We start from the raw sequence: 22,484 nt of genomic DNA, 5'->3' as shown, positions 1-22,484 counted from the left end.
GATGTGTGTCCGCCCCCGATCAGGTGTAGGAGCGGGTTCACCCGCGAATACGGTGGCGGCTGCGACGGCGAATGACCGGGGATATTGGCCGGCAGCCCCGGCCCTTTCGCGGGTAAACCCGCCCCTACATGGGCGGCAGGGTCAGGCGCTGGCCAGCCATCAACAGCGACAGCCGCGCCAGGCCAATCCAGGGCGAACCTTCTGCCTGCCCTTTGATCTGCGCATCGATACGCTGGGCATCCTGCAGCAGTTGTGCCCAGCGCTGCGCCGAGAGGCGCTGCAGGGCCTTGCTGACCAGCGGTCGGCGTTTGTCCCAGATGGGCGGGCGGGCCTGGCTGAACGCTTTGTCCAATGGCACGCCTTGGCTGAACTGCTGGGCCAGCCCCGCCAGCTGACGCAGCTCACGGGCCAAGGCCCAGAGGATGACGGGCGGCTCCACACCTTCACCGCGCAAGCCTTCGAGCATGCGCAGGGCATGCGCAGCCTCGCCGTTGAGAATGGCATCGACCAGGCCGAAGACATCGAAGCGGGCGCTGTCGGCGACGGCAGCCTGCACGGTTTCCACGGTGATCTGGCTGCCTTCGGCCAGCAACTTGAGCTTTTCGATTTCCTGCGCGGCTGCCAGCAGGTTGCCTTCCACGCGCGCGGCAATCAGGTCGACGGCATCACGCTGGGCTGACAGGCCGGCCTGTTGCAGGCGCTGGTTGATCCACTGAGGCAACTGGTGCACATCCACCGGCCAGATCTGGATGAACTGGCAATGGGCGCCTTCGATCAATGCCTTGCCCCACTTGGTCTTCTGCGCACTGCTGTCGAGCTTGGGCAGGCTGATCAGCAACAGCGTGTCTTCGGCGGGATTGGCGCAGTATTCCATCAGCGCGGCGGCACCTTTGTCACCGGGCTTGCCTGAGGGCAGGCGCAGTTCCAGCAGGCGGCGCTGGGCGAACAGCGACAGGCTTGCACCCGCCTGGAGCAGGGTGCCCCAGTCGAAGTTGGCGTCGGCACTGAATACCTGGCGTTCATCGAAACCTTGCTGACGCGCGGCATTGCGGATGGCGTCGGCGGCTTCCTGGCACAGCAGCGGGTCGTCGCCGCTGACCACGTAGACCGGTGCCAGGGCGCCTTGCAGGTGCTTGTTGAGTTGGGCAGGGGCGAGTTTCATGGGAGCAGGCGAGGCGCCCGAGGGCGCCCCTCACGGGCTTAGTTGCCCGGAACTTCCAGTGGCGATTGCTGAGGCGTCTCGGCTTGCTGGCGGCGGGCTGCTTCCAGCGCGGCAGCTTCGGCGCTGGCACGCTCGTCGGCTTTACGCTGCAGCTCATCCAGCTGGGACGGGGACAGCATTTGCAAGCGTACGACCATGGCATTGACCAGGTCGCGGCGCATTTCTTCGCGGGCGCGTTTGGCTTCCTGCTCGGAGCCGGTGATGTTCGAGCCGTCACGCACGTAGACCTTGCGCACCTCCAGCTTGTCGCTCATCAGCTCCAGGTTGTTCAGGCCCAGGATGCTGTAGTCCAGCTTGGTGGTCAGCTCGTACTCGGCGGTACGGTTGCCACTGTTGTAGGTGGCCGAGCGCTCGCGCTCCTGTTCGTTGGTCAGCACCAGGCGATACGGTGCGCCGGCGTGCACGTTGACGCCGCTACGTTCCAGTACTTCACGCAGCTGGACCACGGTCGGGCCATAGGCATTGCGCGCGCTGACGTCCATTTCCTTCACGCTCAGCTCGGTGGCGCCGGTGCCGCGCAGCTGGAAACCGCAGGCGCTGAGCATGACCGCCAGGCCGATTACCAGCAAATTGCGTTTGATCATGTTGTTGCTCCCTTTTGGGCCTGTTCCGCCCACCCGCAGCCAATGCGGGTGGGCGTTTTCATCAGTTGGCGACGATGTTGACCAGTTTGCCCGGTACCACGATGACCTTGCGGATGGTCAGGCCATCGATGAAGCGCAGGACATTCTCGTTGCTGCGGGCAGCGGCTTCGACTTCTTCGCGGCTGGCAGCAGCAGGCATCTCGACCTGGCCGCGCAGTTTACCGTTGACCTGAACCACCAAGGTAATGGTGTCCTGCACCAGCGCCTGTTCGTCGACGCTTGGCCATGCGGCATCGATCACCGACCCTGCATGGCCCAGGTGCTGCCACAGCGCGTGAGAGATGTGCGGAGTGATCGGTGCCAGCAGCAGGGTGACGGCTTCCAGGCCTTCCTGCAGCAGGGCACGGTCCTGTTCGGTGGCTTGCGGGGCCTTTTCCAGCACGTTCATCACGGTCATCACCTGGGCGATGGCGGTATTGAACTTGTGGAACTGGCCCACGTCGGTGCTGGCCTGCTTGATGGCGGCGTGAATCGCGCGGCGGATGACTTTTTGCGCGTCGTCCAGGGCGGCGACATCCAGCTTGCCTGGCAGACCCTGGCTGACGTGAGCCTGAGCCAGGCGCCAGACGCGGCGCAGGAAGCGGCTGGCACCCTCGACGCCGGAGTCGGACCATTCCAGGCTCATGTCGGGCGGCGAGGCGAACATCATGAACAGGCGGCAGGTGTCGGCGCCATAGGCTTCGATCATGGACTGCGGGTCGACGCCGTTGTTTTTCGACTTGGACATCTTTTCGGTGCCACCGATTTCCACCGGCAGGCCGTCGGTCTTCAGGCGGGCGCCAATGATCTTGGCTTTGGCATCACGCTCGATCTCGACATCGGCCGGGTTGAACCAGTCCTTGCCGCCGTTGCTGGCAACGCGGTAGTAGGTCTCTGCGACCACCATGCCCTGGGTCAGCAGGTTCTTGAACGGCTCGTTCGAGGTGACCAGGCCTTCGTCACGCATCAGCTTGTGGAAGAAGCGCGCGTACAGCAAGTGCAGGATCGCGTGTTCGATACCGCCGATGTACTGATCTACCGGCAGCCAGTGGTTGGCGGCTTTGGGGTCGACCAGGCCTTTGTCGTAGTTTGGCGAGGCGTAGCGGGCGAAGTACCAGGACGACTCGACGAAGGTGTCCATGGTGTCGGTTTCGCGCTTGGCCGGAGTACCGCATTTCGGGCAGCTGCATTCGTAGAATTCAGGCATGCGCGCCAGTGGCGAACCGGCCCCGTCCGGCACCACGTTCTCCGGCAGGGTGACCGGCAACTGGTCTTCCGGCACCGGTACGTCGCCGCAGGACGGGCAGTGGATGATCGGGATCGGGCAGCCCCAGTAGCGCTGGCGGCTGATACCCCAGTCGCGCAGGCGGAACTGGGTACGCGATTTGCCCAGTTCCTTGCGGATCAGCGCCGCTTCGATGGCGTCGAAGGCGCCAGCGAAGTCCAGGCCGTCGAATTCTGCGGAGTTGATCAGCTGGCCGTGTTCGCCATAGGCGGCCTGCCATTCGCTGCCGACTTCATCGCCAGCGCTGGTGCGCACCACGGCCTTGACCGGCAGGTTGTACTTGTGGGCGAACTCGAAGTCGCGCTCGTCGTGGGCCGGTACGGCCATTACCGCGCCATCACCGTAGTGCATCAGCACGTAGTTGGCGACCCATACTGGCAGCTTCTCGCCAGTGAGCGGGTGCTCGACCAGCAGGGAAGTGGCCATGCCCTTCTTCTCCTGGGTGGCCATGTCGGCTTCGGCAACGCTGCCGCTCTTGCACTCATCGATGAACGCCTGCAGCGCCGGGTTGCCCTGCGCGGCCTGGGTGGCCAGCGGGTGCTCGGCGGCGACGGCGACGTAGGTGGCGCCCATCAGCGTGTCCGGACGGGTGGTGAAGACCTTGAGGGTGCCTTCGTGGCCGATGCTGGCCTGGTCGTACGGGAACTGTACTTCCATGCCGCGCGATTTGCCGATCCAGTTGCGCTGCATGGTCTTGACCTGCTCAGGCCAGCCCGGCAGCTCGTCGAGGCTCTCCAGCAGTTCGTCGGCGTAGTCGGTGATGCGGAAATAGTACATCGGGATTTCGCGCTTCTCGATCAGCGCGCCCGAACGCCAGCCACGGCCGTCGATGACCTGTTCGTTGGCCAGTACGGTCTGGTCCGCCGGGTCCCAGTTCACGGTACCGTTCTTGCGGTAAATGATGCCTTTCTCGAACAGACGGGTGAACAGCCACTGCTCCCAACGGTAGTAGTCGGGTTTGCAGGTGGTGACTTCACGTGCCCAGTCGATGGCCAGGCCCAGGCTCTTGAGCTGGGTCTTCATGTAGTCGATGTTTTCGTACGTCCACTTGGCCGGGGCGACGTTGTTTTTCATCGCCGCGTTTTCCGCGGGCATGCCGAAAGCGTCCCAGCCCATCGGTTGCAGGACGTTCTTGCCCAGCATGCGCTGGTAGCGGGCAATCACGTCACCGATGGTGTAGTTGCGCACGTGGCCCATGTGTAGCTTGCCGCTCGGGTACGGGAACATCGATAGGCAATAGTAGGTGTCTTTGCCTGGCTGTTCGGTCACAGCGAACGATTGTTGCTCGTCCCAGAACTTCTGGGCGGCGGCTTCGATATCACGGGGCGTGTATTGTTCGTGCATGGCTACTTTTGGCTGAGAGAGAAGAGACCTTGTTCCAGGCAGCGGAACCTCGCTGCGTCCGGCACTCCGGTGTCGTTTAGAGTGAACGCCGTAGCATACAGCAGCGCTGCGTATCGTGGGAAACCTTCGTTGCGAATGCCCGCTGGTCGCGGCACACGGCTGCTTTTTGCAGCGACGCTAAGCTCAGGTGTGGGGGGGATATTCTTACCTTCAATGAGGTGAACGGATGGGAGAGACGCAGCTACCCGCAATCAGACCGGAGCTTTACGAGCGCCTGATCGACCGGCTTGGCCTGGCACTGGAAACGGCCAGGACCTCGGTTCGATTGCGCGACGAGATGCCAGCTGAGCTTGAGTTGCGTGGCCTGAGCCACGCAGAGTTCGAAGTGATAAAGGCCTACCTGGATTCCCTCCCGGAGCGCCACAATGCCTCTGTCGGCAGTTACCCACAAGCGGAGCCGACATCGGCCAAGATCATCTGGCTCAAGGACAAGAAACGCCCCGCCAGTAAGGCGAGATCCAGGACGCTGCCGCATCGCTAGCCGTTCAGGACGCCAGGCGCAGGCTATCGCGCGCCGGTTCTTCACTATCACACAACTCACGATCGACGCCGGTACGCACTTGTTGACCGGCGTCGATCCTTCTAGGCTGCACGCCTGCCAAGGAGGTGTGGCCGATGCCGATCCGATTCTTCATCAAACAATGGCTGATGCCGCCGGGCGTGCTGCTCTTGCTGCTGCTTGCTGCCTGGTGGCTGCGCACGCGGCGGCCACGGTTGGCGGCGCTTTGCTTTGCCGCAGGACTGGGTGGTCTGTGGCTGATGAGCCTGCCGCTGGTGGTGCAGGAAACCGCCCGTGTGCTGGAAAGTGAGCCGCCGCTGGCGGTGAGCGACTGGGCCGGCCTGGCGAGCCGGGCGGATGCCATTGTGGTGCTGGGCGCCGGGCGCGAGCGCGGGGACCCGGCCTGGGGTGGCGGTGACCAGCCCACGGCCACGGCGCTGGAGCGTATGCGCTTTGCGGCGCGGCTGGCCAAGGCCTCCGGTCTGCCAGTGTTGACCAGTGGCGGGTTGCATTACGGGACGCCGCCCAGCGAGGCGAGGCTGATGGCTGATCGCCTGCGTGAAGATTTCGCTGTCGAGGTGAAATGGCGCGAAGAGGCCAGCCGCACGACTTGGGAAAATGCCCAGCTGACGGCAAAGGTGCTGCAGCCTTTGGGAATTCGCCGGGTGGTGCTGGTGACCCAGGCCTGGCACATGCAGCGCTCACGCTGGAGTTTTGAAAAGGCGGGGTTCGAGGTGGTGCCGGCGCCGGTGGGGTTCCTGGGGCGCGATCATGCGCGGCCGTTTGGCGGGCTGTTGCCAGAGAGCCGGGCGATGTGGCAGAGCGGGCAACTGCTTAATGAAGTTGTGGGGTTGGCGGGGTATCGGGTGTTTTACTGATTCACCGGCTTACATAGTCCCCTGTAGGAGCGGGCTTGCCCGAGAAAGGGCCGGCCCTGCCGGCCAATCTCCACCCGCGGTTCACCGTTGCCGCCACTACCGTATTCGCGGGTAAACCCGCTCCTACAGTGGCCGCGTATCGCCAATCAGACGGTTTTTGCAATACGCCCTGCCAGCAACGCCCAGCCCAGCAGCAATGCACAGACTATTGCCAGCGGCCATGAGCGCCATTGCAGGTAAGGTGTCAGCTGCTGCATCGGCACCACTTCGCCATACAGCACTGCCTGCTGGAATTGCGGAACCTGCGTGGTAATGCGGCCAAACGGGTCGATCAGTGCAGTCACGCCGTTGTTGGTGGCGCGGATCATCCAGCGGCCGGCCTCCAGCGCGCGCATCTGCGCCATCTGCAGGTGCTGCAAGGGGCCGATGGATTTGCCGAACCAGGTGTCGTTGCTGATGGTCAGCAGCAGGTCGCTACGTGCAGCCAGGCCGGCGGCGAACTCGGGGTAGACCACCTCGTAGCAGATGTAAGGCGCAATCTGGTAGCCCTTGGCCTGCAGCAGCGGCTGGTCTTCCGGGCCGCGGGCGAAGTCCGACATGGGCAGGTCGAAGAACTCGATGGCCCCACGCAGCACGTCTTGCAGCGGCACATACTCGCCAAACGGCACCAGCTTCTGCTTGAGGTAAGTACCATCGCCTTCGCCTGTGACGGTAATGCCGTTGTAGTAGCGGCGCTGGTGGTGCACTTCTTCACGCACCGGCACCCCCGTGATCAGCGCCGAATGCCGCTCGGCGGCGAAGCGGCCCATCACGTCGATGTAGCCCTGGGCCTGGTCCTTGAGCACCGGAACAGCAGTTTCCGGCCACACCAGCAGGTCCACCGGCCTGGAGCTGAAGCTCAGGTCGCGGTATAGCGCCAGTTGCGCGTCGATGTGCGCGGGGTCCCATTTCAGGTCCTGCTCGACGTTGCCCTGGATCGCCGCCACTTTCAGCGGCTCGCCTGCCGGAGTGGTCCAGGCATGGCCCTTGAGCGTCAGGCCCAGCACCCAGGGGGCCAGCAACAGCACACTGGCCACGGCCAGGAACGAGGGGCGGGTGCGCAGGCGGTGCAGGTTGCACAGCAGGGCGGCGGTGAGGGCGAGGGTGAAGGAAATCAGCCATACGCCGCCCAACGGCGCAAGGCCGGCCAATGGGCCGTCCAGTTGGCTATAACCAGCGTAGAGCCAGGGGAAACCGGTCAGGAACCAGCCGCGGAAGGCCTCTTGCAGGAGCCAGAGGGCGGCGAAACTCAGGGCGTCGGCCAGTGGTGCTTCGTTGCGGCGTAGCCAGCGCGCCCACAGCCAGGTGGGCAGGGCAAAGAACCAGGCCAGTGCGGCGAAGAACGCCAGTAACAGCACGATCGCCAGCAGCGGCGAGGCGCCGCCGTAGGTGTTCATGCTGACGTAGATCCACCAGGTGCCGGCGCCATACAGGCCAAACCCGAACCACCAGCCACGCCACATGGCCTGGCGCGGGCTGAGCTCGCGCAGGCCAAGGTAGAGCATCGCGATGGACAACACTGCCAGCGGCCAGATGTCGAACGGCGCCAGGGCCAGGAGGGTGGAGGCACCGGCCGCCAGGGCCAGCAGGTTACCGGGCCAGCCGGGGCGGGTGATCCAACGCATGTTTGTCCTTAACGGGTGATCGGGGTCAGGCGCAGCAAGTGTATCCGCCGGCTGTCGGCGTTGAGAATACGGAACTTGTAAGAGCCGATCTCAGTGGTTTCGTTGCGCTTGGGCAGGTGGCCAAAGGCGCTCATCACCAGGCCGCCGACCGTGTCGAACTCGTCGTCGGAGAACTCGCTGTCGAAGAACTCGTTGAAGTTCTCGATCGGGGTAAGCGCTTTGACCAGGAAATCACCGCTGGGCAGTGGCTTGATGTAGCTGTCTTCCTCGACGTCGTGCTCGTCCTCGATATCGCCGACGATCTGCTCCAGCACATCCTCGATGGTAACCAGGCCCGCCACGCCGCCATATTCGTCGATGACGATGGCCATGTGGTTGTGGTTGGCGCGGAACTCGCGCAGCAACACGTTCAGGCGCTTGGACTCGGGTACGAAGGTGGCCGGGCGCAGCAGGTCCTTGATGTTGAAGCTGTCGCCGTTCTCCTTGAGGATCAATGGCAGCAAGTCTTTGGCGAGCAGGATCCCGAGCACATCGTCATGGCTTTCGCCGATTACCGGGTAGCGCGAGTGCGCGGCGTCGATCACCGCCGGCAGGAACTCGCGAGGCGACTGGCCGGCCTTGATGCTGTTCATCTGCGAGCGCGGAACCATGATGTCGCGAACCTGCAGGTCGGCGACCTGAATGGCGCCTTCGACGATGGTCAGCGCTTCGCTGTCCAGCAATTTGTTCTGATGGGCTTCGCGCAGCAGCTCAAGCAGCTCCTGGCGGTTTTTCGGCTCATGGGCAAAAGCCTGGGTCAGTTTACCCAGCCAGGACTTCTGCCCGTTGCTCGATCGATCTTCGCTCATGGCGGTTCTCGTGATCCTTCGTGTATCAGTGTGTGATTGTGTCGGTTTCATCATCGGCATACGGGTCGGGGTGACCCAGTTCTGCCAGCAATTCCCGTTCCAGGCTTTCCATTTCCTCGGCCTCCTCATCCTCGATGTGGTCATAGCCGAGCAAGTGCAGGCAACCGTGGATGACCAGGTGCGCCCAGTGCGCCTCCAGCGATTTGCCTTGTTCGGCCGCTTCGCGCTCGACCACCGCCACGCAGATCACCAGGTCGCCCAGCAGCGGGATATCGAGCAGGTCATCGGGCACATCGGCCGGGAACGACAACACATTGGTCGCGTAGTCCTTGTGCCGGTAGGTGTGGTTCAGCTCGCGGCCTTCGGTTTCGTCGACCAGGCGAATGGTCATTTCCGAGTCTGCGCTGCGCTGGCGCAACGCCAATTCGCACCAGCGGCGAAAGGCGGCGTCATCTGGAGTGGCAGCATCCGTGGCCCGTTGGATATCAAGTTCAAGCATCTTTGCCGGGCGCCTCGGGCTTGGGCTGACGGGCTTCGAAGCGGTCGTAGGCTTCGACAATACGCTGCACCAGTGGGTGACGAACCACATCCTTGGGTTGGAAATGGGTAAAGCTGATCCCGGGAACGTCCTTCAGCACCTCGATGACGTGCGCCAGGCCCGACTTGGTGCCACGGGGCAGGTCGACCTGGGTGATGTCACCGGTGATCACCGCGGTAGAGCCGAAACCGATGCGGGTCAGGAACATCTTCATCTGTTCGAGCGTGGTGTTCTGGCTTTCGTCGAGGATGATGAAGCTGTTGTTCAGGGTGCGGCCACGCATGTAGGCCAGAGGGGCGATTTCGATCACCTGGCGTTCGATCAGCTTGGCCACGTGTTCGAAGCCGAGCATTTCGTACAGGGCGTCGTACAGCGGGCGCAGGTACGGGTCGATTTTCTGTGCCAGGTCGCCGGGCAGGAAACCGAGCTTTTCACCTGCCTCGACCGCCGGGCGCACCAGCAAGATGCGGCGCACCTGTTCGCGTTCCAGCGCGTCCACGGCGCAGGCTACGGCCAGGTAGGTCTTGCCGGTACCGGCCGGGCCGATGCCGAAATTGATGTCGTTGGCCAGGATTTCCTTGACGTAGCGCTGCTGGTTGAGCCCGCGCGGGCGGATGTTGCCCTTGCGCGTGCGCAGCGACACGCTGACCTCGTTGACGGCCGGGTTGTCGATGTTTTCGACAGCCGACTCCTGCAGGTACAGGTGTACGGTTTCCGGTGACAGGTCGGTGGCCTTGGTCTCGCGATAGAGACGGCGCAGCAGCTGTTCCGCAGCAGAGGTGGTCCTGGGTTCGCCGATCAGTTCGAACTGATTGCCGCGGTTGCGGATCTCGATGGCCAGGCGCTGCTCGATCAGGCGCAGGTGCTCGTCGAACTGGCCGCACAAGTTGGCGAAACGGTGGGCCTCGAAGGGTTCGAGGATGAAACGATGGGGTTCTATGGGTGCGTTCAAGGTCGTTTTTAGCCGCTCGACGGCGATGGAGTTGAACTCAAGAATAACCCTTGAATGGCAGTGGCGAAAGCACTGAAACGTTCAACGGTATGTACGGGCTGTTCTGGCCTCGTCGCGGGTGAGCCCGCTCCTGCAAGGCCGGTAGAGATCCTGTGGGCGCGGGCTCACCCGCGAAGGGGCCAGAACAGGTATCATGGCCACCTTTTCTTACGCATGTGTTATCTGGTCGAACATGAGCAAACGCGAACCCGCCATCTATAAAGTGATCTTCCTGAACCAGGGCCAGGTCTTCGAGATGTACGCCAAGCAGATCTACCAGAGTGACCTGTGGGGCTTTCTGGAAATCGAGGAGTTCGTGTTCGGAGAGCGCTCGCAGCTGGTAGTGGACCCGAGTGAGGAGAAGCTCAAGAGCCAGTTCGACGGAGTGGTCCGCAGTTTCGTGCCAATGCACTCGATTGTGCGCATCGATGAGGTGGAGCGGCTGGGCACGGCGAAGATCAGCGAGGCCAAGGGTGGCGGCAATGTGATGCCGTTCCCGATGCCAATGCCGGAAAAGTGACCTTCAGGGAAGCGGCGAGAACGGCGTACGCCCTTCGGCGCTCTGCAGCTCCAGCAGGTACTTGCGGAAAATCTGGCCGAGCACCTGGGTGGCATGTTCCAGTTCGTCGCGGGGCATTTGCTCGGTCACTTCGTCGGCCATGTCCAGCGCATCTTCGGCGCCATTGACCGCAGCCATCTTCAGCAGGATGTAGGCCTGCACGTTGTTGGCCTTGACCCCTTCGCCACGGAAGAACATGGCGCCCAGGCGGTATTGGGCGTCGGCATGGCCTTGCAGCGAAGCCTTCTGGAACCAGTCCAGGGCTTTGTCCAGGTTTTTTGGCGTTTGCGTGTAGTAATACTCGCCCAGTTCGAATTGCGCCTGGGCATCCCCCGCAGTCGCCGTCTGCTCGCAGGCCTTGAGGGCGTTTGCCAGGTCTTCAGGCTGAACGTTCAAGGTACAGCGGCCCGTCGCCGGAATCAGCAACGAGTTACCGCCCTCCGCCAGGGCCAGCAGGGGCTGAAGAAGCAACAGGCAGCCCAGGGTCAGGGCGCGGCCGGTGCGGTTCATGGGGATCGACTTACCTCTGCAAAGCTGCGGCCAATGTCTCTGGTGGCACATTATGGGATAAGCAGCGCCAACCTTACAAAGTTTTACTCGAATTTCTGCTTGGTTGGGGAAGTCAGCTGATTGTGCGTGCGTAATTATTGCCTGTGCCGGCCTCTGTGGGAGCGGCCTTGTGTCGCGATAGGGCTGCGCAGCAGCCCCAGAATTCCAGCAGAAATGCATCGATTGCTGGGGCCGCTTTGCGGCCCTATCGCGACACAAGGCCGCTCCCACAAAGGGGAGTAGCTGCTTATTTCAGGGCGGCAAAGGCCTTCTCAGCCGCATCCAGGGTGATCTGCAGCTCCTTGTCACCGTGGGCGATGGAGGTGAAGCCCGCCTCGAACGCGCTCGGTGCCAGGTACACGCCACCGTCGAGCATCAGGTGGAAGAAGCGCTTGAAGCGCTCGGCATCGCTGGCCATCACGTCTTCGAAAGTGACGATATCGTCGGCGCCGCTGAAGTACAGGCCGAACATGGCACCGGCCTGGGTGGTGACGAATGGCACGCCAGCGGCATCGGCGCGCTGCTGCAGGCCATCGAGCATGCGGCTGGTGTAGTCGGTCAGCTCGGCGTGGAAGCCTGGGCGGCTGATCAGCTTGAGGGTGGTCAGGCCGGCGGCCATGGCCAGCGGATTGCCCGACAGGGTGCCGGCCTGGTAGACCGGGCCGAGCGGGGCGATGCAGCCCATGATTTCACGCTTGCCGCCGAAACAGCCGACCGGCATGCCGCCACCGACGATCTTGCCGAAGGTAGACAGGTCCGGCGTGATGCCGTAATGGCCCTGGGCGCCGCCGAGCGAGACGCGGAAACCGGTCATCACTTCGTCGAAAATCAGCACAACGCCATGCTTGTCGCATTGCTCGCGCAGGCCCTCGAGGAAGCCCGGTGCCGGTGGCACGCAGTTCATGTTGCCGGCCACGGGCTCCACGATGATGCAGGCCACGGTCTGGCCAACTTCGGCCAAGGTCTTCTCGACGGCAGCGATGTCGTTGAACGGCAGGGTCAGGGTGTGTTTGGCGAAGTCCGCTGGCACGCCTGCCGAGCTTGGCACGCCTTGGGTCAGCAAGCCGGAGCCGGCTTTTACCAGCAGGCTGTCGGAGTGGCCGTGGTAGCAGCCTTCGAATTTGATGATGGCGTCACGGCCAGTGTAGCCACGGGCCAGGCGGATGGCGCTCATGGTGGCTTCGGTGCCCGAGCTGACCATGCGCACCATTTCCATCGACGGTACGATCGAGCAGACCAGATCGGCCATCTCGGTTTCCATGGCGGTCGGCGCGCCGTAGGACAGGCCGTGCTCCAGCTGCTTGCGTACCGAGTCCAGCACGTCCGGGTGGCCGTGGCCGAGGATCATCGGGCCCCAGGAGCCGACGTAGTCGACGTAGCGTTTGTCGTCCTCGTCAACGACATAGGCGCCTTCGGCATGCTTGAAGAACAGCGGCGTGCCGCCAACGCTCTTGAAAGCGCGGACTGGCGAGTTGACGCCGCCGGGGATGTGCTTCTGGGCTTGGGCGAACAGGGCTTCGGAACGGGACATGGAAGTATCTCTCGAATCAGGATGCGAACAAGGCGTTGAAGGCGCGGGCGCGGCGGGTGACTTCCTGCGCGCTGTCGGCACCGAACAAACCGTGGATCACCGCCAGCAAGTCGGCACCGTGGGCGACCAGCGGGGCGGCGTTGTCGAGGGTGATGCCGCCGATCACGGCGATCGGCAGTTTCACCTGGGCGCGGGCCTGCTGCAGCAGTTCGACGTTGGCAGCGGGCGCGCCCGGCTTGGTGACAGAATTGAAGAAGCGGCCAAACGCCACGTAGCTGGCGCCTTCGCTGGCAGCCTGGGTGGCCAGTTCGAGGCTGGCGTGACAGGTGGAACCGATGATTGCCTGACGGCCGAGCAGTGCGCGGGCCGGGGTCAGCGGGCCGTCGGTCTGGCCCAGGTGTACGCCGACACCCAGGCGTGCGGCCAGTTCGGCGTCATCGTTGATCAGCAACCGGGTGCCGTAACGCTCGCAGAGCTTCATCAGCCCTTCGGCTTCACGCAGGCGGCGCGCTGCATCGTCGCTCTTGTCGCGGTACTGCAGCAGACACACGCCGCCTTCCAGGGCCGCCTCGACATGGGACAGGAAACGGCCGGCGAGCAGCTGGCTGTCGGTGATGGCATACAGACCGCGTAGCTTCATTGAAGGCCTCGTGTCAGGAGCAGAAGTCCAGGGGCAGGCGGCGCGGCACGTACTGGCCCTTGCCCAGTTGCTCGGCGTCACGCAGGGTGCGCCAGGTGTAGTCCAGGGCGGTGCGCACGGCGCTTTCCAGCTGCTCGCCGAGCGCCAGGCGGCCGGCCAGGGCGCTGGCCAGGGTACAGCCCGAGCCGTGGTAGCTGCCTGGCAGGCGCTGGCAAGTCCAGGTGAAGTGCTGGCCGTCCTGGGTGTACAGGCGGTTGTGAATTTCGTCTTCGTCGCCGTGACCGCCGGTAATCAGCAGGTGTCTACAGAACGGCAACAGTTTCTCGGCGCATTCATCAGCGGTGCCTTCGGGCAGTTCGGCGAGGATGCGCGCTTCGGGCAGGTTCGGTGTGGCGATGGTCGCCAGCGGCAGCAGACGTTCGCGCAGGGCGTAGCCCACTTCGTCCTTGCCCAGGCGGCCACCGCCACCGGCACGCAGCACCGGGTCGCAGACCAGCGGCAGGTGGGGGTGGGCGGCCAGCAGTTCGGCGACGGTGTCGACCATCTCGATCGAGCCGAGCATGCCCAACTTGACGGCGGCCACCGTGGAGTCGGCCAGCACGGCGTTGGCCTGGGCCAGCACCCACTCGCGGTCGAGTACGCGGAAGTCGGAAACGTTGACGGTATCCTGCACGGTCAGGGCGGTCACTGCAGGTGCAGCGTGGCAGCCTTGGGCGATCAGGGCTTCGATATCTGCCTGCAAGCCGGCGCCGCCACTGGGGTCGTGGCCGGAGAGACAGAGGACAACGGGGCGGGAGCTGTAGGTATTCATGGTCGGCGAGCTTACCACCAAACCTGTTTGGGCGGATCGTCCGACAAACGAGTTTTACTGATCGATCGGTCAGGTTGTCTGTTGTTTTTCTATTGAAAGCCTTGATTTAGAGCCTTTTCTTTGTGTTTTTTATGGCCCATTGCCAGGTTGTGAAGCTATGCTAGAGTGCTCGGATAACTCTACAAACGGGTTCTGCAGGATCACGTCGTCTCAAACGGATGGGAGGCTACCGCGACGCGACCGGACAGGCCATGCTGGGGCTGTATGCGCTATTTGCTGATTGTGCTTCTGGGCTTGCTGCCCGTGCTGGCCGGAGCGGTCGATTTCGACGACGCTACCCGGCATCTTCCACTGGGCAAGGCCATGCAGGTTTATGAAGACCCCGATGGCAATGCCAGCATCGCTCAGGTCAGTGCCCCCGGGTTTGCCAAACACTTTCAGCCCCACCATGAAGATGTGCTGAACGCCGGTTACTCCACCTCGGTGTTCTGGCTCAAGGTCGAGTTGCGCCCCGTTGCCGCGCCCAGTGCAGCCCCGCGTCAATGGTTGCTGGAGCTGGCCTACCCGCCGCTGGATCACCTCGAACTGTATTTGCCTGACAGCAGCGGCATGTACCGTCTGGCGCAGCGTACCGGCGATGCCTTGCCTTACGACAGCCGGCAGATCCGGCAGAACAACTACTTGTTCGAATTGCAATTGCCCCCTGGCAAGGTGACTACCGCGTACCTGCGGCTGCACAGCCAGGGGTCGGTGCAAGCACCGCTGGCGTTATGGTCCCCTGATGCCTACCTGGAAGAGCAGCCCACGCGCCTGTATGTGCTGGGGATGATCTACGGCGTGTTGCTGGTGATGCTGGTATACAACCTGTTCATCTACCTGAGCGTGCGCGACGTCAGCTACCTCTACTACATCCTTTACATCGCTTCGTTCGGCCTTTACCAGGTGTCGGTGAACGGTGCCGGTGTAGCGTACTTCTGGCCAGACAGCCCTTGGTGGGCGAATGCCTCCACGCCATTGTTCATTGGTGCAGCCGGCCTGTTCGGTTGCCAGTTCGCCCGGCACTTCCTGCGACTGGGCAGCATCAACCGTGGCTTCGACCGCCTGTTGCAACTGCTGATGCTGGGGGGCGCGCTGGTCATGGTGCTGGCGGTGAGCATGCCCTATGGCGTTGCTCTGCGCATGGCCACGCTGCTGGCGTTGCTGTTCACTGTAAGCGTCTTCTGCGCCGGCCTGTATGCCTGGTGGCGCGGCTTTCGAGTGGCGCGCTGGTTCATCATCGCCTGGACGGCGTTTCTGCTTGGCGGTCTGGTCAACACCTTGATGGTGCTGGGCTACCTGCCGAACGTGTTCATCACCATGTATGCCAGCCAGTTGGGTTCGGCGCTGGAGGTGGCCTTGTTGTCGCTGGCCCTGGCCGACCGCATCAACAGCCTGCGCGAGCAGCAGGCGCAGACCCTGCGCGACACTGGGCGTACGCTCGAGCAACTGAACCTGCAACTGGCCAGGAGCAACCGTCTGAAGGACGAGTTCCTGGCCAGCGTGACTCACGAGCTGCGCACCCCGATGAACGGGGTGATTGGCTCGCTCGAGTTGATGCACACCCTGCCGATGGATGCCGAAATGGCTCAGTACCATCACACGGCAGTGGGGTCTGCCCAAGGCATGATGGATATGGTCGATGCCATTCTTACCCTGTCCGAATTGCAGGCCGGCCGCCTGCGGGTGCAGCCGGCACCGTTCAGCCTGCGCGCCCTGTTACAGGGCTTGCGCGCTGGTTATGCCGGGCAGGCTCTGGGCAAAGGCTTGTACCTGAGCCTGGATATTCCGGCCGACCTGCCGGACGAGTTGCTCGGTGACGGGCAGAAACTGGCGCACTGCCTGGGTTGCCTGGTGGATAACGGTTTGAAGTTCACCCATCAGGGCGGGGTGATGATCCAGGTACGCGGCCGCCGGGTGGGGCCGGGTGATCTGGCGTTGACCTTTACCGTCAGCGACAGCGGTATCGGTTTCGATGATCTGGAGCAGTCGACCCTGTACCAGCGGTTCTTCCAGGTCGATGGTTCGATGACCCGGCGGTATGGCGGTTTGGGCATCGGCTTGTCGATTTGCCGGCAGATGGGGGAGTTGCTGGGGGCCAGATTGGCACATGAATCGACGCGCGGGTTGGGTAGCCGCTTCGAGTTGAGTTTGAACATGGCGATTTCGCAGGCGCAGATGAGCCCGCACATGCTGCAGGCGCGGCGCTCGCTGTAGGAGCGGGTTCACCCGCGAAAGGGCCGGGCCTGCTGGCCAATATCCACCCACTGTTCACCGTTGCCGCCACCACCGTATTCGCGGGTAAACCCGCTCCTACGCGCGCGCGCACGCCAGCAACCACACGTTTAGTCATTAATACCCCTTTGACTACCCCGCAAGCAGTGCTTCACTGGGTCTCTCAAGCCTACCCGGATCCAGGAGCCCCCCGATGAGCCTGCACCAGTACGCTGAAACCCACGAAGTCACCAATCAGCCGCCGCCACTCGACGGTGCCAACCTGTACCGTCTCGACATTCCACTGCAGGAATGGTCAAGGCGTTTTGGCGCGGGCTGGGCCGAGTCGCGGATCGACGCCTATGGTGCCCTGGCCGGCGGCCCGCTGATGCAGGCAGGCTTCCTGGCCAACGCGCACAAACCCGAGTTCAGCAGCCACGACCGCTATGGCCATCGCATCGACCTGGTCGAGTTCCACCCGGCCTACCATGAGCTGATGCGTACCGCCGTCGAACATGGCCTGCCTTCTTTACCATGGGCCGAACCCCGTGCTGGCGCCCATGTTGCACGGGCGTCGATGACCTACCTGCACAGCCAGGCCGAGGCCGGCACCGGTTGCCCGCTGACCATGACGTTTGCCGCCGTGCCGGCATTGCGCCTGCAGCCTGAACTGGCTGAATACTGGCTGCCGAAGGTCCTTGCCTGCGAATATGATCCGCGCAACGTGGGTGACCGGCACAAGGCCGGGGTCACGCTTGGCATGGCGATGACCGAAAAGCAGGGCGGCACCGATGTGCGCGCCAACACTACCCGGGCCTATCCGGTCGGTACGCCGGGCCCGGGGCAGGCCTATGAGCTGGTTGGCCACAAGTGGTTCTGCTCGGCGCCGATGTGCGACGCTTTCCTGACCTTGGCGCAAACCGACAAAGGCCTGAGCTGCTTTCTGCTGCCGCGCCACCGCCCGGATGACAACCGCAACCAGTTCTATATCCAGCGGCTGAAGAACAAGCTGGGCAACAGCTCCAACGCCTCCAGCGAGGTAGAGTTCCGCGGTGCGCTGGCGTGGATGATTGGCGAAGAGGGGCGCGGCGTGCCGACCATCATCGAGATGGTCGCCATGACCCGGTTCGACTGCATGGTCGGCTCCAGCGCGCTGATGCGCCAGGCGCTGACGCAGGCGGCCCACCATTGCGCGCATCGCAAGGTCGGCGGGCGGGTACTGAACGAGCAGCCATTGATGCAGAACGTGCTGGCCGACCTGGCACTGGAAAGTGAGGCTGCGTTGGCCCTGAGCTTGCGCATGGGCCAGGCGCTGGAGCAACTGGACGACCCACAGCAGGCGCATTTCGCTCGGCTGGTCACGGCGGTGGGCAAATACTGGATCTGCAAACGTGCGCCGGCCATGATCAACGAGGCCGCCGAATGCCTGGGTGGCGCGGGTTATGTGGAAGACAGCATTCTGCCACGGCTGTACCGCGAGGCGCCGGTCAACTCGACCTGGGAGGGCTCGGGCAACGTGCAGTGCCTGGATGTGCTGCGGGCCTTGTCCAAGGAGCCGGGAGTGCTCGATGCACTGTTTGCCGAGCTGGGTGACGGGCATGGCGACCCGCGCCTGGCGGCGCATATCGGCAACCTCAAGGGGGCGTTTGCCGACACCGGTGACATGCAGTACCGCGCGCGCCAACTGACCGAGGATATTGCCCTGGCGTTGCAGGCCAAGCTGCTGCTGGAGGCGGGGAATACAGAGGTCAGTGATGCGTTTATCGGCAGCCGCTTGGCCGGTGGTGGCAGGGTGTATGGGGCACTGCCGCGAGGTGTGGATGTGATGGCATTGGTAACAAGGGCTACGCCTGCCTGGCCGCTGTAGCAGCGGGCTTGCCCGCGAATCAACCCAACAGCGATCAATGGGGGTGTATTTAACCAAGAAGGCAGGCAAGATGGATCACATGCATGTCCAGACAGGAAGCACAGTGTGAGCCACGCTTTTGTAGTCGTTGATACCCCCGAACAGGCCGTCGACCGTCTGGCGGCCTTGCATGAACAGGCCACAGGGGCCCTTAGTAAGGCCCTGAAGCGTTACCTGAAGGACCGTACCGAGCCCGATGCCGATGAGCGCGACCTGTTCCGCTACCCGGCACTGCGTCTGACCTACTACAGCCATGGCGAAGTCGCCGCCACCACCCGCGCCTACGCCAAGGTTCAGGTTGCCGGCACCTACAGCGTCACCATTACCCAGCCCGCTGCGTTCCGTGGCTACCTGCTGGAACAACTGCGCCCGCTGATGCATGACTACACCGTCACGGTAGAAGTCGGCGTCAGCGAGCAGAACATCCCTTACCCCTATGTGGTCGACCAGGGCGACGAGCTGGCCGGCAGCGGCATTACCGCTGCGCAGCTCGCGCGTGTGTTCCCCAGCACCGACCTGTCGGCGGCCACCGACAACATCGCTGATGGCCTGTACGACTGGGACCGTGCTGAAATCATGCCACTGGCGTTGTTCGATGCCGCGCGGGTCGACTTCTCGCTGCGCCGCCTGGTGCACTACACCGGCAGCGACTGGCGCCATGTACAGCCGTGGATCCTGCTGACCAACTACCACCGCTATGTCGATCAGTTCATCAGCCATGGCCTGGAACAACTGCGTGACGACTCGCGCTTCGTGCGTATGGTGTTGCCGGGTAACGTTGTGATCGAAAAGGGCATGGACCATGGCGAAACCCAGGCCCTGGTGGCCAGCGTGGTCTGGCACCGCTACCAGATGCCGGCCTACCACCTGATCGCCGCCGACGGCAATGGCGTTACCTTGGTCAACATTGGTGTCGGCCCGTCCAACGCCAAGAACATCACCGACCACCTGGCCGTGCTGCGCCCGCATTGCTGGCTGATGATCGGCCACTGCGGCGGCCTGCGGCAGTCGCAGACCATCGGCGACTACGTGCTGGCGCACGCCTATATGCGTCGTGACGGCATTCTCGACCGGGTCGTGCCGCCGAATATCCCGATCCCGGCCCTGGCCGAAGTGCAGATGGCCTTGCAGGAGGCTGCCGCACAGGTCACTGGCGAGCGTGGCGAGCAGTTGAAAAAGCGCCTGCGCACCGGCACCGTGCTGACCTACGACGACCGCAACTGGGAGCTGCGCTGGGCCCAGGAACGCCCGTTGATCAACCTGTCGCGTGCCGTGGCGGTGGACATGGAAAGCGGCACCATTGCTGCCCAGGGCTACCGTTTGCGCGTGCCTTACGGCACCTTGCTGTGTGTGTCCGACAAGCCGCTGCACAGCGAGATCAAACTGCCAGGTTCGGCCAACGCCTTCTACAACCGGGCGGTCAGCCAGCACCTGAAGATCGGCATTGCCGCCCTCGACCTGCTGCGCACCGAGCTCAACTCGCTGCACTCGCGTAAACTGCGCAGCTTCGATGAGCCGCCGTTCCGCTGAGGATCCATGTCACTGCCACCCCGTAACAAGCCGCGCCGCCCCCAGGCGCGGCCTGCCGCCGGCCCGCGTCGCCAGGCCAAGGCGCCACCCGCTGAGCCGCGCCTGATCCTGTTCAACAAACCGTTCGACGTGCTGACCCAGTTCAGCGACGGTGAAGGGCGCGCGACGCTCAAGGACTTCATCGACATCCCGGGCGTATACCCGGCCGGGCGTCTGGACCGCGACAGTGAAGGCCTGCTGTTGTTGACCAATGATGGTGGGCTACAGGCGCGGATTGCCGACCCGAAGCACAAGCTGGCCAAAACCTACTGGGTGCAGGTGGAAGGCGAACCGAGTGACGAGCAGTTGCAGCGTTTGCGCGATGGTGTGGAGCTGAACGATGGGCCGACCTTGCCGGCCGAGGCGCGGCGCCTGGAAGAGCCCGAGCTGTGGCCGCGCAACCCGCCGGTACGCTTTCGCAAAAGTGTGCCGACCAGTTGGCTGGAACTGGTGATTCGCGAAGGGCGTAACCGCCAGGTGCGGCGGATGACGGCGGCGGTGGGCTTGCCGACCTTACGCCTGGTGCGGGTGCGGATCGGGGATTGGGCGCTGGATGGGCTGGAGCAGGGGGGCTGGCGGGAGGTCCCTGCCAAGCTTTAGTTCAGGTCAGGGGCCGGTTCGCGGGCATGCCCGCTCCCACAGGGACGGCGCAGTACTTGAAGGCAGCGCCAAATCTGTGGGAGCGGGCGTGCCCGCGAATGGCCCTGAAATGTTTTATACGCCTTCCAGAAACCCCACCACCACGCTCTTGATGATGAAGGCCAGCACCCCAAGCCCCAGCACGAAGAACAGGATCAGCGTGCCGAACTTGCCTGCCTTGGACTTTTTCGCCAGGTCCCAGACGATGAAGCCCATGAAACCGATCAATACGGTGACCAGGATAATCATCATCCACTCTTCGAATACGGCGGGATCCATCGGTGTTCTCCAGGCGGGTTGAGCGTCCGATTATACGTCGGCTGGCGTGAGCATTTAACGCAGGTGGGTCAATGGCAGCTCGGTGCTGGCCAGTACTTGGTTGAGCACGAAGCTCGAACGCACGCTGGTGACGCCTTCGATACGCGTCAGGCTGCCTAGAAGCAGTTTCTGGTAGTGGTCCATGTCCGGCACCACCACTTTCAGCTGATAGTCGGCATCCATGCCGGTGACCAGGCTGCACTCGAGCACCTGCGGCAGGTTGCGGATGGCGGCCTCGAATGTTTCAAAGCGTTCCGGGGTGTGGCGGTCCATGCCTATCAACACATAGGCGGTCAGGCTCAGGCCCAGCTTCTTGCGGTCGAGCAGGGCCACCTGGCGCGAGATGTAGCCGTCGTCTTCCAGTTGCTTGACCCGACGTGAGCATGGCGATGGCGACAGGCCGATGCGTTCGGCCAGTTCCTGGTTGGAAATGCGCGCATCGCGCTGCAATTCGGCGAGGATGCTCAGGTCGTAGCGGTCAAGTTTGCTCATGGCATTTGCCTTTTCTGTTCGGATTGCTGCGAATTATCAATCCAGGGTGAAAAATTGCGCAAGTGCTATTTATCTGAGCAATCTTCGCAATCCTCTGTCGCAACCCGTCCGGTATCTTTATCACCAGAATCACTGCCCGGACATCAGTCCACGGCGACGCGCCCTAGGCGGGCGGTCGCGCGGCCAGCCATCCAACAGGATCTGCAGGCCCCCGGGCTACACACCCTCCAGAAGACGGTGTGAGGTGAGCCGGCGCCACAAGTGCCGAGCACGGACGACAATTTCTGAAGGGAGGCCCTGTGGCCTCCCTTTTTTCATGCCGGAAATTTAATTGGCCTGTGTCATGGGCGCGGTAGACTGGCGGTGGTTGCAGTTTTTTCTACCGAGAGGAACACCATGACGTCGCGCATCTGGCAGTTGGCAGGTGTTGGTTTGCTAGGTTTGAGCATCAGCCTTGGGGCCCTGGCTGAAGGGCCTGGCGAGGGGCCGTCGGGGCGCTCGCTCAACTCGCGCGACGAAGTGCGCCAGACCCAGCCGCCGCGCCAGGGGTATTACCAGGACATTCCCCGCCGACACGGTGATGATCACCACTGGCAAACCGGTGGCCCGGGGCAACGGCCCGGTGGCGACTGGCAGGGGCGCCCGGATGGCCATGGCAATGGCTGGGGGCCTGGGCCGCAGTATCGCCCAGGGCACAGGGTGGACCATTTTCCTGACCGTTACTGGAAAGTACCCTACCGGGGCGCTGACTATTTCTACTCCGGGGGTTACTGGTACCGCCCGCACGGGGGCAGTTACATCGTGGTGACCCCGCCGTACGGCGTGCGGGTCAATTACCTGCCGCTTTATGCGCGGGAAGTGTGGTTGGGGGGTGCGCTGTTCTTTCTGGTGGCCGATACCTATTACCAGTACCTGGCAGAAAGCCAGGAATATGTGGTGGTCAACCCGCCGGTCGGCGTGCCGGTGGCACCGGCAAACGGCGGGTATGACGTGGTGGCTTATCCGATGTATGGCCAGGGGCAGGAACAGCAGGAGCAGGACCGCTATCAGTGCCATCGCTGGGCGGTGAGCCAGTCGGGCTTCGACCCGGCGACGGCGACGTACGCACCGGAGGCCACTGTGCTCAGCCACTACCAGCGGGCGCTGGGGGCCTGCTTCAGTGGTCGGGGTTACAGCATCAACTGAACCCTGCACGGAACCCCTGTAGGAGCGGGTTTACCCGCGAATACGGTAGCGGCGGCAACGGTGATCGGCGGGTGGAAATTGGC

21 protein-coding genes are annotated in these 22,484 nt (G+C 63.3%); 8 read left to right on the top strand and 13 right to left on the bottom strand.

What is annotated here, in order from left to right:
• Window positions 1–124: 124 nt before the first annotated feature.
• From holA to leuS, 3 genes are all read right to left on the bottom strand, one after another.
• Complete coding sequence (gene holA / locus ACF8EF_RS14245) at window positions 125–1,162, bottom strand: DNA polymerase III subunit delta (RefSeq protein ID WP_176683213.1); 1,038 nt, start codon at window positions 1,160–1,162, stop codon at window positions 125–127.
• A gap of 38 nt (window positions 1,163–1,200) precedes the next feature.
• Complete coding sequence (gene lptE, locus ACF8EF_RS14240; protein WP_176683214.1) at window positions 1,201–1,806, bottom strand: LPS assembly lipoprotein LptE; 606 nt, start codon at window positions 1,804–1,806, stop codon at window positions 1,201–1,203.
• 61 nt (window positions 1,807–1,867) lie between these two features.
• Complete coding sequence (gene leuS, locus ACF8EF_RS14235) at window positions 1,868–4,474, bottom strand: leucine--tRNA ligase (RefSeq protein WP_209963246.1); 2,607 nt, start codon at window positions 4,472–4,474, stop codon at window positions 1,868–1,870.
• Between the two features lie 226 nt (window positions 4,475–4,700).
• Here leuS and ACF8EF_RS14230 point away from each other — a divergent pair, with 226 nt between their 5' ends.
• Together ACF8EF_RS14230 and ACF8EF_RS14225 are read left to right on the top strand one after the other, a co-directional pair.
• Window positions 4,701–5,015, top strand: coding sequence for a hypothetical protein (locus ACF8EF_RS14230; protein ID WP_176683216.1), 315 nt, complete (start codon window positions 4,701–4,703; stop codon window positions 5,013–5,015).
• Window positions 5,016–5,149: 134 nt separating this feature from the next.
• Window positions 5,150–5,911, top strand: coding sequence for a YdcF family protein (locus tag ACF8EF_RS14225; RefSeq protein WP_339444021.1), 762 nt, complete (start codon window positions 5,150–5,152; stop codon window positions 5,909–5,911).
• 146 nt (window positions 5,912–6,057) lie between these two features.
• Here ACF8EF_RS14225 and lnt read toward each other — a convergent pair whose 3' ends face one another.
• Genes lnt through ACF8EF_RS14205 form a run of 4 tightly spaced genes read right to left on the bottom strand, consistent with a single transcriptional unit; the run spans window position 6,058 to window position 9,913 of the window.
• Window positions 6,058–7,575: an apolipoprotein N-acyltransferase gene (gene lnt, locus ACF8EF_RS14220; RefSeq protein WP_392461707.1), complete on the bottom strand. Its 1,518-nt coding sequence runs from the start codon at window positions 7,573–7,575 to the stop codon at window positions 6,058–6,060.
• Window positions 7,576–7,583: 8 nt separating this feature from the next.
• Complete coding sequence (locus ACF8EF_RS14215) at window positions 7,584–8,423, bottom strand: HlyC/CorC family transporter (protein ID WP_003249762.1); 840 nt, start codon at window positions 8,421–8,423, stop codon at window positions 7,584–7,586.
• A 25-nt stretch (window positions 8,424–8,448) separates the two neighbouring features.
• Window positions 8,449–8,922, bottom strand: a complete 474-nt coding sequence (gene ybeY, locus ACF8EF_RS14210; RefSeq protein WP_176683219.1) for an rRNA maturation RNase YbeY — start codon at window positions 8,920–8,922, stop codon at window positions 8,449–8,451.
• Window positions 8,915–9,913 carry a PhoH family protein gene (locus tag ACF8EF_RS14205; protein ID WP_014592526.1) on the bottom strand — a complete coding sequence of 333 codons (999 nt, stop codon included), beginning with the start codon at window positions 9,911–9,913 and terminating at the stop codon, window positions 8,915–8,917. Before ACF8EF_RS14205 ends, ybeY begins: the two co-directional genes overlap by 8 nt.
• A gap of 232 nt (window positions 9,914–10,145) precedes the next feature.
• On the opposite strand from ACF8EF_RS14205, the gene ACF8EF_RS14200 reads away from it, so the two are divergent.
• Entirely contained in the window at window positions 10,146–10,472 is a 327-nt protein-coding gene (locus tag ACF8EF_RS14200) for a DUF1820 family protein (RefSeq protein ID WP_003249769.1), read from the top strand.
• Window positions 10,473–10,475: 3 nt separating this feature from the next.
• Here the strand turns inward: ACF8EF_RS14200 and ACF8EF_RS14195 are convergent, their stop codons facing one another.
• The 4 genes from ACF8EF_RS14195 to ACF8EF_RS14180 form a co-directional block, all read right to left on the bottom strand.
• Complete coding sequence (locus ACF8EF_RS14195) at window positions 10,476–11,021, bottom strand: tetratricopeptide repeat protein (protein ID WP_176683220.1); 546 nt, start codon at window positions 11,019–11,021, stop codon at window positions 10,476–10,478.
• A 286-nt stretch (window positions 11,022–11,307) separates the two neighbouring features.
• Window positions 11,308–12,591: a glutamate-1-semialdehyde 2,1-aminomutase gene (hemL, locus tag ACF8EF_RS14190; RefSeq protein ID WP_012053798.1), complete on the bottom strand. Its 1,284-nt coding sequence runs from the start codon at window positions 12,589–12,591 to the stop codon at window positions 11,308–11,310.
• A gap of 16 nt (window positions 12,592–12,607) precedes the next feature.
• Complete coding sequence (thiE, locus tag ACF8EF_RS14185) at window positions 12,608–13,231, bottom strand: thiamine phosphate synthase (RefSeq protein ID WP_176683221.1); 624 nt, start codon at window positions 13,229–13,231, stop codon at window positions 12,608–12,610.
• Window positions 13,232–13,244: 13 nt separating this feature from the next.
• Window positions 13,245–14,042: a hydroxymethylpyrimidine/phosphomethylpyrimidine kinase gene (locus tag ACF8EF_RS14180; protein ID WP_010955404.1), complete on the bottom strand. Its 798-nt coding sequence runs from the start codon at window positions 14,040–14,042 to the stop codon at window positions 13,245–13,247.
• Window positions 14,043–14,306: 264 nt separating this feature from the next.
• Here ACF8EF_RS14180 and ACF8EF_RS14175 point away from each other — a divergent pair, with 264 nt between their 5' ends.
• The 4 genes from ACF8EF_RS14175 (at window position 14,307) to ACF8EF_RS14160 (ending at window position 20,367) form a co-directional block, all read left to right on the top strand.
• A complete protein-coding gene (locus ACF8EF_RS14175) occupies window positions 14,307–16,295 on the top strand; it encodes a hybrid sensor histidine kinase/response regulator (protein ID WP_176683222.1) in 1,989 nt (662 codons plus the stop codon).
• Between the two features lie 211 nt (window positions 16,296–16,506).
• Window positions 16,507–18,159 carry an acyl-CoA dehydrogenase family protein gene (locus ACF8EF_RS14170; RefSeq protein ID WP_176683223.1) on the top strand — a complete coding sequence of 551 codons (1,653 nt, stop codon included), beginning with the start codon at window positions 16,507–16,509 and terminating at the stop codon, window positions 18,157–18,159.
• Between the two features lie 105 nt (window positions 18,160–18,264).
• A complete protein-coding gene (gene amn, locus ACF8EF_RS14165; protein WP_176683224.1) occupies window positions 18,265–19,728 on the top strand; it encodes an AMP nucleosidase in 1,464 nt (487 codons plus the stop codon).
• 6 nt (window positions 19,729–19,734) lie between these two features.
• Window positions 19,735–20,367: a pseudouridine synthase gene (locus ACF8EF_RS14160; RefSeq protein ID WP_245354957.1), complete on the top strand. Its 633-nt coding sequence runs from the start codon at window positions 19,735–19,737 to the stop codon at window positions 20,365–20,367.
• A gap of 114 nt (window positions 20,368–20,481) precedes the next feature.
• On the opposite strand, the gene ACF8EF_RS14155 is transcribed toward ACF8EF_RS14160, so the two are convergent.
• On the bottom strand, window positions 20,482–20,685 hold the full coding sequence (locus tag ACF8EF_RS14155; RefSeq protein WP_003249787.1) for a DUF2788 domain-containing protein: 204 nt from the start codon (window positions 20,683–20,685) through the stop codon (window positions 20,482–20,484).
• Between the two features lie 54 nt (window positions 20,686–20,739).
• Window positions 20,740–21,216 carry an Lrp/AsnC family transcriptional regulator gene (locus tag ACF8EF_RS14150; RefSeq protein ID WP_003249795.1) on the bottom strand — a complete coding sequence of 159 codons (477 nt, stop codon included), beginning with the start codon at window positions 21,214–21,216 and terminating at the stop codon, window positions 20,740–20,742.
• A 396-nt stretch (window positions 21,217–21,612) separates the two neighbouring features.
• Between ACF8EF_RS14150 and ACF8EF_RS14145 the strand changes: the two genes are divergently transcribed.
• Window positions 21,613–22,401, top strand: coding sequence for a DUF6515 family protein (locus tag ACF8EF_RS14145; RefSeq protein WP_392461705.1), 789 nt, complete (start codon window positions 21,613–21,615; stop codon window positions 22,399–22,401).
• Window positions 22,402–22,484: the final 83 nt, after the last annotated feature.

Origin of the sequence: Pseudomonas sp. zjy_15 (assembly GCF_043101865.1) — a bacterium.
Taxonomy (GTDB): Bacteria; Pseudomonadota; Gammaproteobacteria; order Pseudomonadales; family Pseudomonadaceae; genus Aquipseudomonas; species Aquipseudomonas putida_Y.
This window is presented reverse-complemented; position numbering and strand designations above follow the sequence as displayed.